The 13,483-nt window shown below is 71.6% G+C and carries 12 protein-coding genes; 4 read left to right on the top strand and 8 right to left on the bottom strand.

The genetic code is table 11. From position 1 onward, the window contains the following. Positions 1–10: 10 nt before the first annotated feature. Complete coding sequence (locus ACFZCY_RS29975) at positions 11–1,291, bottom strand: extracellular solute-binding protein (protein WP_391180044.1); 1,281 nt, start codon at positions 1,289–1,291, stop codon at positions 11–13. Positions 1,292–1,315: 24 nt separating this feature from the next. Then, positions 1,316–2,368, bottom strand: a complete 1,053-nt coding sequence (locus ACFZCY_RS29970) for a substrate-binding domain-containing protein (RefSeq protein ID WP_391180041.1) — start codon at positions 2,366–2,368, stop codon at positions 1,316–1,318. Positions 2,369–2,558: 190 nt separating this feature from the next. Between ACFZCY_RS29970 and ACFZCY_RS29965 the strand changes: the two genes are divergently transcribed. Together ACFZCY_RS29965 and ACFZCY_RS29960 are read left to right on the top strand one after the other, a co-directional pair. Then, positions 2,559–3,260 carry a pentapeptide repeat-containing protein gene (locus ACFZCY_RS29965; protein WP_391180037.1) on the top strand — a complete coding sequence of 234 codons (702 nt, stop codon included), beginning with the start codon at positions 2,559–2,561 and terminating at the stop codon, positions 3,258–3,260. Beyond that, entirely contained in the window at positions 3,260–4,528 is a 1,269-nt protein-coding gene (locus ACFZCY_RS29960; RefSeq protein ID WP_391180034.1) for an MFS transporter, read from the top strand. The genes ACFZCY_RS29965 and ACFZCY_RS29960 overlap by 1 nt, the downstream gene beginning before the upstream one ends. A 24-nt stretch (positions 4,529–4,552) precedes the next feature. Here the strand turns inward: ACFZCY_RS29960 and ACFZCY_RS29955 are convergent, their stop codons facing one another. Continuing rightward, on the bottom strand, positions 4,553–5,314 hold the full coding sequence (locus ACFZCY_RS29955) for a metalloregulator ArsR/SmtB family transcription factor (RefSeq protein ID WP_361486478.1): 762 nt from the start codon (positions 5,312–5,314) through the stop codon (positions 4,553–4,555). Positions 5,315–5,404: 90 nt separating this feature from the next. Next, positions 5,405–5,911: a DUF664 domain-containing protein gene (locus ACFZCY_RS29950; protein ID WP_391180031.1), complete on the bottom strand. Its 507-nt coding sequence runs from the start codon at positions 5,909–5,911 to the stop codon at positions 5,405–5,407. Positions 5,912–6,048: 137 nt separating this feature from the next. Here ACFZCY_RS29950 and ACFZCY_RS29945 point away from each other — a divergent pair, with 137 nt between their 5' ends. Continuing rightward, the gene (locus ACFZCY_RS29945) at positions 6,049–6,816 is read left to right on the top strand and encodes a hypothetical protein (RefSeq protein ID WP_391180028.1); all 768 of its coding nucleotides are present in this window, start codon (positions 6,049–6,051) and stop codon (positions 6,814–6,816) included. Between the two features lie 45 nt (positions 6,817–6,861). Here the strand turns inward: ACFZCY_RS29945 and ACFZCY_RS29940 are convergent, their stop codons facing one another. Together ACFZCY_RS29940 and ACFZCY_RS29935 are read right to left on the bottom strand one after the other, a co-directional pair. After that, complete coding sequence (locus ACFZCY_RS29940) at positions 6,862–7,671, bottom strand: maleylpyruvate isomerase family mycothiol-dependent enzyme (RefSeq protein ID WP_391180026.1); 810 nt, start codon at positions 7,669–7,671, stop codon at positions 6,862–6,864. 79 nt (positions 7,672–7,750) lie between these two features. Then, complete coding sequence (locus ACFZCY_RS29935; RefSeq protein ID WP_391180023.1) at positions 7,751–8,632, bottom strand: alpha/beta fold hydrolase; 882 nt, start codon at positions 8,630–8,632, stop codon at positions 7,751–7,753. Between the two features lie 128 nt (positions 8,633–8,760). Between ACFZCY_RS29935 and ACFZCY_RS29930 the strand changes: the two genes are divergently transcribed. Further along, positions 8,761–9,696, top strand: a complete 936-nt coding sequence (locus tag ACFZCY_RS29930; RefSeq protein ID WP_391180021.1) for a LysR substrate-binding domain-containing protein — start codon at positions 8,761–8,763, stop codon at positions 9,694–9,696. A gap of 37 nt (positions 9,697–9,733) precedes the next feature. Here ACFZCY_RS29930 and ACFZCY_RS29925 read toward each other — a convergent pair whose 3' ends face one another. Both ACFZCY_RS29925 and ACFZCY_RS29920 read right to left on the bottom strand, forming a co-directional pair. Then, positions 9,734–12,433 (bottom strand): carbohydrate-binding protein, encoded by a 2,700-nt coding sequence (locus tag ACFZCY_RS29925; RefSeq protein ID WP_391180018.1) that lies wholly within the window; start codon positions 12,431–12,433, stop codon positions 9,734–9,736. A 217-nt stretch (positions 12,434–12,650) separates the two neighbouring features. Further along, positions 12,651–13,394: an IclR family transcriptional regulator C-terminal domain-containing protein gene (locus ACFZCY_RS29920; protein WP_391180205.1), complete on the bottom strand. Its 744-nt coding sequence runs from the start codon at positions 13,392–13,394 to the stop codon at positions 12,651–12,653. Positions 13,395–13,483 lie beyond the last annotated feature (89 nt).

Genomic DNA, 13,483 nt, shown 5'->3' with positions numbered 1-13,483 from the left:
CGCGGCCCCGCTACTTCGACAGCTTCGGCGTGATGGCGTCCGCCGCCTTCTTCGCGGCGGCCCCGGGGGAGGAGCTGCCGGTCAGGGTGGCCTGCAACGCCTCGGCCATGGCCTGGGACATCTGCGGGTAGTGCTCCCCGTACGAACGCGGCCGGGCGTTGCCGAACTCCCGCACGAACACCTTCAGGGTGGGGTCGGTGGCCCAGTCGCCGCTGTCCGCCATGTCGCTGCGCGCGGGCAGCAGCCCCACCGACCCCAGATAGGCCGCCAGGGGCTTCTTCCGCTGGCTGTACTCGATGGCCCGCCACGCCTGGTCGGCCTTGCCGCTGGTCTTGAGGATCACCCAGTTCTCCCCGCCCAGGCAGCTCGCGGGCTCCTTGTCCACCGGGATGGGCACCACGCCCCACTTCACCTTGGACTGCTGCTTGAGGCCGGGCAGTTGCCACGGCCCGTTGATCTGCATGGCCGCGCGGCCGGAGGTGAACTGGGTGTTGACGTCCTGCTGGGTCCAGCCCACGCACTGCCTGGACAGCGCGCCCGCCTTCACCAGATCCCCCAGATAGCCGAGCGCGGAGGCGCCGCCGGTGGCGAAGGTGTCCAGATCGCCGCCCGCCGACCACAGGAAGGGCAGGAACTGGAAGACCCCCTCCTCGGTCTTGATCGCGCTCATCGCCAGCCCGAAGGTGCTGCCCCGGGTCAGCTTGCGCGCCGCCGCCGACAGCTCGTCCCAGGTCTTCGGCGGTGTGACGCCCGCCTTCTCCAGCAGCTCGGTGTTGTAGTAGAGGGCCAGGCAGTTGGCGTTGTTGGGGACCGAGTAGGTCTTGCCGTCGACGACCCCGCTGCTCCACGGGCCCTTGTAGTACGCGTCGGCCTGCCCCCACTCCTTCACCCGGTCGGTGAGGTCGGTGAGCAGCCCTTGCGGGGCGAGGGAGTTCATCGAGGTGTTGTCGATGATCGCCAGGTCCGGCAGATCGCCGGAGGCGGCCCCCTTGATGATCGCGGGCTCCAGCTCGGCGTACGGAAAGGTCCGCCGGGTGATCTTCAGCCCGGGGACGCTCTTCTCGATGCCGGCGATCAGGGCCTTGATGCCCGGCTGGCGGGCGTCCTCGACGAGGTAGTCCCACCAGACGAGGTTCTTGGCCGAAGATCCGCCGCCCCCGCCGCCGCAGGCGGTGAGGGGGCCGGCCAGCCCCGCGGCGAGCAGCCCGGAGCCCGATATCCGCAGGAAGGAGCGGCGGCCGAGAGGACTTCTCTCCGCGGTAGCCGGGGGCCTGTTGGCGCGGTTGGCCATGTGCGTCTCCGAGGGGTGAGTCGGTCAGTTGCGGTGCGGTGCCGGTCCCGTGCTGGCGCGCGGGGTGAGCGGAGGGGCGAGCAGGTGCTGCCGGGGTGCAGCGGCCGGGGCGTCCAGCCGCTCCAGCAGCAGATCGACGGCGAGCCGGCCCATCAGGTCGGAGGGCACGTCGGCGCCGGTCATCATCGGGGTGACGGCCTCCGCCCAGCGGGCCGCCGCCACTCCGGTCACCGAGAAGTCGCCGGGTACGGAACGGCCCGCGAGGCCGAGCCCCCGGTACAGGCCCACCAGCGCCGCCTCGTTGAGCGTCACGATCGCGGTGGTGCGCGGGTCCCGGTCGAGGAGCCGCGCCACCACGGCCTGGCCGGAGGCGGCGTCGTCCCCGCAGTGGTGGACCTCGCCGGTGAGCCCGAGTTCACGGGCGGCCCGAAGAAAGCCGGTCCGCCCCCGGTGCGCGGGCACGTATCCGGCGTCGAACAGCTCCCGGGGCCGCCCCACCAGCGCGATATGGCGATGGCCGAGCCGCCCCAGATGGCGCACGCAGGCGGCGGTCAGCTCCGCGAAGTCCAGATCGACCCAGGACAGCTGGTCCGTGTGCTCGGTGTGCCCCATGGACACGAACGGGAAGCCCGAGCGGACCAGCCGCTCCACCCGCGAGTCCGGCGACCGGATCTCCATCAGCAGCGCGCCGTCGACCCGCCGTTCCCCGACCAGCCGGCGGAAGGAATCGTCGCCGTCGCCGTCGCTGCGCGAGAGCAGGATGTCGTGGTCGTGCGCGGCGGCGGCGTCGACGACGCTGTTGATGAAGTCCAGCTGCATATCGGTGTAGCGGCGGCTGACGGTCGGAAAGACCAGCCCGAGGGTGCGGGTGCGGCCATGGGCCAGCGCGCGGGCGCTGGCGTTCGGCTGGAAGCCCCGGTCCTCGATGACCTGCTGGATGCGCTGCCGGGTGCGGTCGGAGATCGGCCGCTTGCCGCTGAGCGCGTAACTGACCGTGCTGCGCGACACCCCGGCGAGACGGGCGATCTCGCCGATGTTGACGGGCGGGGGCTGCTGGTCGAACCGGTTCGACACCACTGACGCATACCTCTCGGGAGATCCACGCGTTCGAAATATCGAAGGAATGCCGGAGACCCGAACCGGCTTGCCTGAACGTAGGAGTGGCCCACACCACATGTCAACGGTCGGGAACGCAGAAGTTGATGGCACCATCGATCTCGCCCACCGCGCGCCCGGGCCGGTGGTGCCCCGGAAGTGAGGATTCGCCATGTCAGCCCCGCGTCAGCTCGACGACCTGCCGTACGCGAGCCATCTGCGCCCGTTCGACGGCACTTTGACCGCGGAGGGGGACTACGACACCGTCCACTTCGACGGCGGGGAGTTCGAGGGGGCCGAGGCCGGTCAGGCCCGCTTCCTCGAATCCGCGTTCTCCGCGGTGACCTTCACCGGCGGCCGCTATCGCGGGGCCCGCTTCAACGATGTCTGGCTGGACGGAGTGCGCTGGGTCGGCTCCGACCTGGCGGACGGCGACTGGCTGGACGGTGAGCTGATCGGCTGCGTACTCGCCGGACTGGAGATGTTCGGCACGGTGATGCACCGCGTGACCTTCCACCGCTGCAAGTTCGAATCGGTCAATCTGCGCGGCACCGAGCTGCGGGAGGTCACCTTCGCGGACTGCCTCCTGCGGGACACCGACCTCGGCGGAGCGAAGCTGACGGACGTCTCCTTCCCCGGATCGACGCTGGACGGTGTGCGCTGCGGCGACGCGCGCATGACCCGGGTCGATCTGCGCGACGCCGCCGGGCTGGGCATCACCGAAGGGATCGACGCGCTGCGCGGGGCCGCCATCACCGGCAGTCAACTCCTCGAATTGGCACCGCGCTTCGCCCAGGCCCTCGGCGTCACGGTGCAAGAGAGCGGTACCGCCCTGACGCCCGGCACCGCCAAGCGGCGACGCCGGGGCGCGTGATGGCGGGCGCGACTGAGGAGGCCGCCGCGAAACCGGCCCCGTTATGGGCCAACCGCGACTTCACCGTCTTCTGGTGCGGGCAGACCCTGTCCGAGCTGGGCAACGCCTTCGCCCTGGTGGCCCTGCCGCTGCTGGTGCTGAACGCCACCGGGTCCATCGCCCGGATGGGGCTGCTGACGGCCGTCGCGGGCGCCGCGTCGATCGTCACCGGCCTGTTCGCGGGCATCCTCGTCGACCGGCTGCCCCGGCGGCAGCTGATGATCGTGTGCGATGTGGTCCGGGTGGCGCTCTTCGCCCTCATCCCCGTCAGCTGGGCCGTGGCCGGGCCGCAGGTCTGGCTGCTCTACGTGGTGATGGCGGCCGCCGCGGTCTTCGACATGGTCTTCAAGGTCACGTACGTCGCCGCCGTACCCAATCTGGTGGACCCCGAGCGGATCATCGAGGCCAACGGGCGGCTGCAGACGACGAACGCGATCGCCTTCATCGTGGGGCCGATGCTGGCGGGCGGGCTGTCCGGGCTGCTCGGGCCGACCGCGGCCATCGCGGTCGACGCGGCGGGCTTCGCCGCCTCGGCCCTCGCGCTCTCGCTGATCCGATTCCGGGCGGCGGCGCCACGACAGGCCACACCGTCCGCCGCGGCCACCGGGTGGCGAGGAGCGAAGCGGGAGTTCCTGGCCGGGTTCGTCTTCCTGTGGCGGTCGCCGGTGCTGCGCTGGCTCACCGTGCTGCTCACCGGCGTCTCGCTGCTCAGCCTGGGCATGACCGACGTCTTCATCTACCAGATACGGGAGGGGCTGGACGCGGGCGACCGGACGGTCGGCGTCGTGATGGGCGTGGCGGGCGCCGGGACCGTGCTGGCCGCGGTGCTCATCCCGGTGCTGCGGCGGACCTGGGGCTTCGGCGTGTGCTGGCTGGGCTCGTACACGCTGTGCGGGCTGGCCCTGGCGATGCTCTCCCGGTCCACCACCGTTCGGGCTACGGCGGTGACGGTGCTGTGCTACCAGTTCGGCATGGCACTCGCGGGAATCTCCTCGATGTCCCTGCGCCAGGCGGTGACCCCGGACCATCTGCTCGGCCGGGTCACCTCCGCCTTCTGGACGCTGCACAACTCGCTCGCCCCGCTCGGCGCCGCCGCACTCACCGCGCTGGTGGCGCGGTTCGGGGTGCGCGCGCCGCTGCTCGGCTCAGCCGCCCTGTTTCTGCTCATCGTGGCGGTCGGGGCGTGCACCCCGATCCGGCAGCGCGCCCCCGGGGCGGCCGCCGGATGACGGCCGCCCCCGGGCGGTCCTCGCTCAGCTCCCCACCCGCCAGGGCTCGCGCGGCAGCGGGCTTCCGGTCTCCAGCAGGGACTTGAGGTTGGACAGCACCGCCGCCCAGCCACCGGCCGCCTGCCGGCGCTCGGCCTCGTCGGCCAGGTTCTCGTGGGTCACGGTGAGCCGGACGATCTCCTCGTGCGGCTCGATCTCGAAGGTGACCCGGGACGGGCCGCTCGCCGGCTCCGCGTCGGGGGCCGCCCAGGTGGTCACCAGGCGCTCGGGCGGCACGCTCTCCACCACGGTGCCCACGACATCGGCGATGCCGCTGCCGTCCGTGCGCCGGTGCTCCCAGGGTGATCCGGGCTGCCAGTCGGACACATTGCTGTGGCCCCAGTACGCGGCCGTGAGGTCGGCGTCGGTCAGCGCGTGCCAGACCTTCTCCGGGGTGCTCTCGATGTAGATGACGTAGCTGTACGTCGGCCTCTCGGCCATGGCGTCCTCCGCTTGTCGTTTCACCGCGCCGAGCGCTCTCAGCCGGGGGCGCTCGAACTTGTCGATCCACCGCTCCTGCACCTCTTGAAGGGGGACAGGGTTGAGGTAATGCAGTTTTTCCCGCCCCCGGCGCACGACGCTGACCAGGTTGGCGGCCTCCAGGACCCCCAGGTGCTGCGTCGCCGACTGCCGCGTCATCGCCAGGCGCTCGCACAGCTCCCCGAGCGTCTGACCGCCCCGCTCATGCAGGCGGTCCAGCAGAAACCGGCGGGTCTGGTCGGCCAGCGCCTTGAAGACCTTGTCCATCTCCGAACTCACGCTTCACGTTATGCAGGCAAACACCTGCATGTCAATGCCCGCCGAACCCGGTCGCGGGGTTCGCGGGGTTTGCGTTGCTCAGCGCCTGGCGAGCGCGCCCCGGACGAACGCCGCCTGCCCCGCGTGCTGCAGGTCGTCCTCGATGACGCTGATCAGCCGCACCCCGAGGGTCACCGGTGGGGTCCACGCCTCGTCCACGACCTGGTCGAGATCGGCGTTGCGCAGCCCGCGTACGTACTCGTCCGTCCGCTCGTGCACGGCGTCGTGGTAGCCGATGAGCAGATCGGCCGGTGCCAGGACCTTGGCCACGTCCCGGCCCCGGTGGCCGTAGCCGGTGGCCGCAGGGGGGAACGGCAGCCCGAACCGCTCGTACCAGCCGTCGGTGGTCCAGGCCTGTTCGGTGCCGGCGACCTCGGAGACGTGGTCGTCCTGGACGCGGGTCAGATGCCACACCAGCCAGGCGATGGAATTCGCGCCGTCGTCGAGACGCACGGCCAGTTCGTCGGTGGTGAGCCCGCCGGCCGCCTCGTGCACGGCCTCCCGCACCCGGCCGAAGGCGTCCGCCAGCAGATCTGCGCTCTTCATGCGCGGCTCCCTCGCTCGTCGTCCCCGCCCGCTCATGGTGGCATCCGCACACCGCCCCGGCGGGGACGCGACCCGGCGGCGGCGCCCGGGAACCCGGCGGTCGTCACCTGGATGGACCGCCTTCTATGCTCGGGTGTGTGACGACAACAGGGAACCCGGTACTCGCCGACATACTCGACCGCCAGGCCGCCCGGACCGAAGGGGAACAACTGCTCAACGCCATCGTCGACTTCGGGGTGCTCGTGCCCGTGGACGCGAACGGCTCGGTGATGTTCGTCGGCATGGAGGGGAGCGGCCCGAGCCTGCCCGGATACACCAGCGAACAGTGCTGCCGGGAGCGGCTTCCGCAGGCCGCCGGGGCGGTGCACTGCGATGTGGCGCGGCTGCTGGACATCGAGCGGCAGACCAAGGTGGCGACCCTGTCGGTGTTCTCTCCCGGGGGCTATGCCGGGATCCCGATGTCCCTGCTGCACCAGGTCCTCCAGCAGCGCGGCCAGCGGCTCCCGGAGGACCGTACGCTCACCCTCGGCCGGTCCACCCATCCGCGCGCGGTGGCCCTGCGGGACGCGCTGCGCGACCGGCTGCTGGACTTCCCCGAGGTGCACGCGGTGTGGATCGCGCACGCCCGGTGGAACGAGAGCGGTATGGAGCAGCTGATGCTGCACATGGCCGTCGGTTCGCAGGCGCCCGAGGGCACCGCGGACCGGCTGATGAAGGCGCTGCTCGAGAACCAGCCCGCGATCGGTGACGAGGAACCGGCCATCGCCCTGCGGGTGCTGGACCCGGTGGCGGAGGCGGACGAGATCAGCCGGCTCGACACCCTGGGGCTCGACACGGTGCGCGTCGACCCCGCCACCCGGCGGACCGAGGTCATCTCCCAGGAGTACGACCAGCGGCCGGAGTGACCCGGGCGGTCACACCGGCGGTCGCGCGGGCGGTTCCCCGGGAGGTCACACCGGCGGGACGAGGGTGAAGTAGCGGTCGGTCATCGCCGGGTCGCCCCGCACCTCGTCCAGCCGGTCGGCGGGGAGCCGCTGCCAGAGGAAGAGCATCAGGTCCGAGGCGGTCCCGGTCAGTTCGAGATCGCACGGCCCGCCACTCGCGCCGGAGTCCCCGTCGAGCCGTACCTCGTCGCCCTCGAAGGACACCGCCCAGACGCCCGGCCCGTCCGTCTGCCGCAGCCGGAACCGCTCGCCCGCGCCGGGTGGTGCCTCCTTCCAGGCGCGCCGGGCCGGGGCCATGACCTCGAACGTCTGGGCGATGGCGTCCGCCGCGAGTGCGGTCTCGACGGGCCCGGGCGCCCCGAGCGCGCTCTCGGCGTCCCAGCGGTGCAGCGCCGCCTCGATGGTCTGCATCCGCCACCAGAATCCGGCGGTCCGCTCGTGGGACCAGGTCCACACCCGCTGCTCCGGATCGCCGTCGCGGAGATGCGCCTCCAGCGTCCGGGCCCCGTCGGCGAACCAGTCGACGAGGCCCGGTGGCACCGGTCCGATGTGCGGTCCGCCCTCCGGCGACGGCCAGCCCGAGCGGTCCTCGGGGAGGGCGAAGACGGCCACGTCCGTGACGTCCGGCGGCTCCGTCAGCCCGCCCTCGACGATCCGGTTGACGAAGCGGTGCACCCCGCCCAGATGCAGCACCAGATCGGCCATCGACCAGTCGGGGCACGACGGCACCAGCGGCGCCGGGCCCCCGTCGGCGGCCCGGCGGGCGGCGGCCTCGAAGGTCACGATCTCGCGGTGGAAGGCGGTGGCGAGGTCCATGTGATCACTGTGCCATCGGCGGCCGGTCCCGGACACCGGTGGAAACGAGCCGTTCGGCGCGCGGCAGGCGCGGGTGCCCTCAGCCCCGCCCGGCCAGGAAGGGCAGCACCACGGCGGCCACTTCGTCCGGCACCTCCTCCGCGAGGTCGTGTCCGGCGTCGAGGACATGACCGGTCACATCGTGGGCCATCAGCCGCATCCGGGCCTCGTTCCGGTCGCCGATGAACGCCGAACCGCCGAGCGCCAGCACCGGGATGTCCAGCTTCTTCCGCGCCGCCTCCCGGTTCTGCTCGGCGTCGACGAGCATGGCGCGGTAGATGGAGAGCATCGCGCGGATGCCGCCGGGCAGGGAGTAGCAGCGCACGTATTCCTCGATGGCGTCGGGGGTGGCGGTGTCGGGGTGGCTGCGCTCGTTCTTGATCATGTAGGTGATCAGTTCGCGCTCGTGCCCGGCGATCAGCATCTCGGGTACGTCCGGCTGGAAATAGAAGCCCAGATGCCATAGGTGCATCCCCGTCGAGACGTTCTCCTCGGTGAGCGCGGTGTGGTCCTCGAAGCCGAAGCCGGGGAACAGCGCCTCGGCGAACACCAGCGCGTTGACCTGATCCCGGTGCCGGGCGGCGAGCTGGTAGCCGATCACCGCTCCCCAGTCCTCGCCCATCACGCTGTAGGACGCGTGCCCGAGGTGTGCCATGAGCGCCGCGATGTCGTCGGCCATCGTCGCGGAGTCGTAGCCGCCCGCGGGACGGGCGGAGTCGCCCAGGCCCCGCAGGTCGGGGACGACGACGGTGTGCCGCGGCGTCAGCTTCGGCACGAGGTGGCGCCAGTGGTAGCCCGTCTTGGGCACGCCGTGCAGCAGCACCAGCGCCGGACCGGACCCGCCCGTCCGATAGTGCAGGCTCGTTCCGTTGACGGTGGCACGGTTCGTGCGGACGGAGTCTCCGTCATGGTCGAAAATCATCGCTGAAACACCTTTCCTGGCCGGGAGCGGCCCTCGCTCATGACGACAGTCCACCTCCGGCGCCAGGGCGTTATCCACGGCCATATCTCATGACCGGCCCGCCGATATCTCCTCGATATGATCGCCCGGTGGAAGCACGACACATGCGGTACGCCCTGGCCCTGGCCGACCACCAGCACTTCGGGCGGGCGGCCGCCTCCCTCGGGATCGCCCAGCCCCCGCTGTCCCAGCAGATCGCCGCGCTGGAACGGGAACTGGGCGCGCGGCTCTTCGACCGTACGGCGCGCGGGGTGTTCCCGACGGCCGCGGGCGAGGCGTTCCTGGCCAGGGCGCGCCGGGCGCTGGCCGAGATGTCGGCCGCCGCGTCCGACGCGGGCCGGGCCGCCCGGGGCGAGACCGGCCGTCTGCGGCTCGGCTTCATCGGCTCGGCGCTGCTGGAGCTGCTGCCGTCCCTGCTCGGCCGGTTCATCCGCGAACGCCCCGAGGTGCGATTGGGCCTGCACGAGATGTCGACCTGCCAGTCGGCGGCGGCCCTGCTCGACGGTGAGCTGGACATCGCCATCGGGCGTGGCGCGCCCCGGGGCGCCGGTGCGGAGGACCTGGTGTCGGTCACGGTCGGCCGGGACCGTCTGGTCGCGGTCGTCGGATCCGGCCATCCCCTCGCCGGGCAGCCGAAGGTGGGCGTCGAGCAGTTGAGGGGGCAGCATCTGATCGTGGCACCCCAGGACGAGGAGCCGGTGGTCGCCGGATGGCTCGACGCGCTGCTGGGCGACGGAGCCGGGGCCGCCGCGCCGGGCGGCGGGGTCACCGAAGCCCGCGATGTGCACACCATCATCGGGCTGGCCTCGTGCGGGGTCGGGGTGGGGCTCGGCCCGGCGTGCCTGCGGGTGGCGGCGCGGCCCGGCACCTGGGTGTGCGAGGTGAGTCCGCGCGTGGAACTGCCGGATCTGGTGATGTCCTTCCGCGCCCAGGACCGCTCTCCGGTCCTGGCGGCCTTCCTGGACACGGCCCGGGAGCTGTGCCCCGGGGTGAACGAGCGGCTGGAGCGCCTCGACCGCCGTTGAACGGCCGAGACGCTCCGGCTCCGACGGAACGCCGGTCTCAGTCGCGCACGGTCAGCCAGTCCACCGCGGCCACCTTCCGCGCACCCGACGCGACGAGGTACACATCATGGGTGCCCGTCACCGCGCGCGCCGGCCGCACCGATTGCTCCCGCCACTGGTCCGCGCCGCCCGTGTCCCGCACCGGCAGCGTCGCCACCACGCGGCCCTCGGGGCCGTCCAGCCGCAGTCGCAGCACACAGCCGCCGCCGCAGCCCGCCGACGCCATCCGCACCGTCAGCCGGTCGGGGGCGTCCGCGCCGAACGAGACCTGACGGAAGCCGATCAGACCGCCGGAGCCCAGCACACCGGTGGCCGCGTCACCGCGCTCGCCACCGCGCACCACCTGAGCCCGTTCGGCCTGCAGCGTAGCGGCGGCGTCCGGCCCGTCCGCGTACAGCCGGATCTCGTTCACCGCCCACGGCACATCACCGGCCGCGGTCAGCTCGATCCGCACATAGCGGGCCGTGCGCTGCGCGAAGACCGCGTCCTGGGTGAAGGAGCGGCCCGCGACGCGGGCGACGGGGGAGCCCCAGTCGTGGCCGTCGCGGCTGACGGACACCGTGAAGCCGTGGGGGTGGCCCGTGGCGTCCAGTCCGGCGTCGATCGCCAGCCGGGAGAAGGTCTTCGCCGCGCCCAGGTCGAGGGTCAGCGACTGCCCGGCGGCCTGGGCGGTGTCCGCCTTCCACTGGGTGGTCTGCACCCCGTCGACGGCGGTGGAGGCGTCACCGCCGCCGGAGAACGTGGCCTTCCAGCCGTCGTTGCGCACCCGCGACTCACACCCCGGCAGATCGCATCCGGCCGACCAGATGGGCGCCCCGTACTCGTACGCGCCCTGATCGGGACCGGCGCCCCGCACCCCGGTGGTCACCCCGTCCACCGTCTCGCCCGCGTCGATGGCCGGGGACCCGGCGCGGGGCCACAGCTCGCCGTTGCGGGTGTCGGTGTACCGCGGATCGGTCGGTGGCAGCAGGTTGTTGCGGACGACGGGGGCCGGATCGCCCGGTCCGGAGATCTCCATCGGGGCGAGTGCCACGACGTTGCTGACGTACGTGCCGGTGGCGTCCGTTGCGCCGCTCAGCCGCACGGCGGTGGAAACCCCCGCCCCGTACGTCGAGTTGTGGTCGCGGTTGCCGAGGCTGACCCCGCTGTGGCCGTTGAAGAAGGTGGCACGGGCGCCGGTGTTGTAGGCCACGTTGTGGTGCAGCAGGAACTGGCTGGAGGAGTTGTCGATGTAGTAGCCGACCTGGCCGTCGGCGTCATGGACGGTGTTGTGGTCGACGCTCGTACCGGTCGCGTCCAGGTTGCAGCAGACGTAGAAGGGGCTGCCGTCGCGCGAGGTGCGCATGGCCTCGGACAGGTCGTTGTAGGCGATGCGGTTGTCGTGGAACGGCACGCCGTTCAGCTGCCAGGCGGTGTCGATGCTCGCCCGGCCGGTGCGCCGGACGGTGTTGCGGGTGACGGTCTGCCCGCTGCCGTTGATCTCGATGCCGGGGGTGTAGCTGCCCATCCAGCCCACGTCGTGGATGTAGTTGTTGGTGACGGTGTTGCCACTGCCGCGCAGCAGCACCCCGGTCCCCGCGGAGTAGCCGATGTCGCTGTCCCGCAGCGTGTTGCCGGTGCCGAGGATCTGGACGCCGGAGTCGAGCACCCGGGAGGCGACGATGTGGCCCTCGCCCGGCGGGATGGCCAGCTCGTCGTCGCGCGGCATGGGCAGGGTCGAGAACTCGGAGATGTAGCGGGCCCGCAACCCCTCGACCAGCACACCGGTGCTCTTCGCCCCGGTGCGCAGCGAGGTGCCCCACACGCCGAGCCCGCGGACGGTGACATGGGAGCTTTCGGAGAGGTCCAGGCCCCATTTCTCGTATTTCGCGGTCACCGTGTGGCCCGCCATACCGCCCTTGGGCGGCACCAGATACAGCCGTTTCTCGCCCGTGTCGTAATACCACTCACCGGGCTGGTCGAGGGTGGCTTTCGCGCCCACCAGGTAATAGTTGCGGTAGTTCTGGTCGCCCATGCACAGCGGGGTGCAGCGGTAATTGCCGCCCTTGAAATCGAGGGCACCGTCCGAGGTGGCGGTCACGGTGCCGGTCTGCTGGCTCCACGGGTTGGACCCGGCCCACAGATGGATGGTGGCGCCGGTGAAGTCGCCGCCCGGCAGGTCGGGGTCGTCGATGTGCTGGTCGGTGGAGGTGCGCTCGGCGACCGCCCAGGACGGATTGAGCGGATCGGGGCCGGAGTTGGGCCAGCGGCCCTCCATGGCGCGGCCGCCGTCGAGGAACAGCGCGTTCTCGTCGCGGGCGAGCGGAAGGCCGACATCGGCGGCCACCAGACCGCCGCCCGCGTCCTTCCAGCCGGTCACGGTCCGCGTCCCGTCGACGGTGACCGGTCCGTCCCCGTACGCCGCGAGGGTGATCGGGGCGCCCGCGCGGCCCGAGGGCGGGGCGACCCGCTCGCGGTAGTCGCCGCGGTGGATCAGGCAGGTGTCCCCGGGCCGGACGAGGTCGGTGCAGCGGCCGATGGTGCGCAGGGGATGGCGCTCGCTGCCGCTGCCCCGGTCGGAGCCCCAGGTGGCGACGAGGTACGTACGCCCCTGCTGCCCCTGCCCTCCCTGCGCCGTCGCGGTGCCCGGCAGCGCCGCGGTGAGGACGGCCATGGCCGCGACGGCGGCCATGGAAATGCGCCTGAGCGTGGATCTCATCTACCGCCTCCAGAGTTCAGGGTCGACCGAAACCTAGGAGAAACATCGGATGAGGTCAACGGAAAGAGGCGAATTCTAGGCAGGTGGCGCGGAAATCCCCCATGACAGATCCGATGTCTCTTGCCGTCTCTTGCTGCCTCTTTCGGTAAATCGATTTATTGACAAAGAGGCATTCACTCGCCGAATATGGCCCGGATATCTACTGACATCACAGACATCACTCGAAACGGCGGGCGCTGATCTCCGCCGCGGTGTCGGCCACCAGCCGCCCCCAGCGGTCCACCTCGTTCGGGTCGTAGCGGGAGTCGGGCATGGAGATGGCGACGGTGGCCACCGGGGCTCCGCTCACCGCGACGATCGGCGCGGCGATGGCGCAGACGTCGGGCAGGTACTGATTGCGGTTGACGGCGTAGCCGTCCCGCCGGACCCGCTCCAGTTCCTCGCGCAGCTCGTGCGGATCGGTGATGGTGGCATCCCCGTAGCGGGCCAGGCCGTCCGCGATGACCTCGTCGACCTCGTCGGCGGGGAGAAGGGCGAGGACCGCGTGGCCGGTGGCCGTGGCGTGCATCGGCGAGGTGTCGCCGACCTGATGGTAGGTGCGCACCGCCTGGGTGCAGTCGACCCGGTCGACCATGACCATGCAGCGCAGCCCGTCCGGGACGGACAGATGGATGGTCTCGTCGACCGCGTCGCGCAGCCGGCACATCGGTTCGCGCGCCGCGGCGAACAGGCTCGACCCCTGGTGCGCCGCCGGGCGGACCGCGAGCACCCGGGCGCCGACCTCCCAGCGCGTGGTGTCGCCCCGGCTGGCGCGCAGCCAGCCCGCCTCGTTGAGCGTCACCAGTGTGCGCTGCACGGTCGACTTGGGTAGTCCGAAGATCTTCGTCAGCTCGCCGACGGTCACCGGCTGGTGCTGGGCGACCGCTTCGAGGATCCGAAGGCTGCGGATCACGCTCTTCATTTCCATCGGGTTTCCCCCACCGGGTTCTGGATTTTTCCGCTGCGCGAGCCCTTGACCGGTCCCTGGAGCGCTGCGACATTGATGCTGCA

Source organism: Streptomyces sp. NPDC007983 (assembly GCF_042958345.1).
Taxonomy (GTDB): Bacteria; Actinomycetota; Actinomycetes; order Streptomycetales; family Streptomycetaceae; genus Streptomyces.
This window is presented reverse-complemented; position numbering and strand designations above follow the sequence as displayed.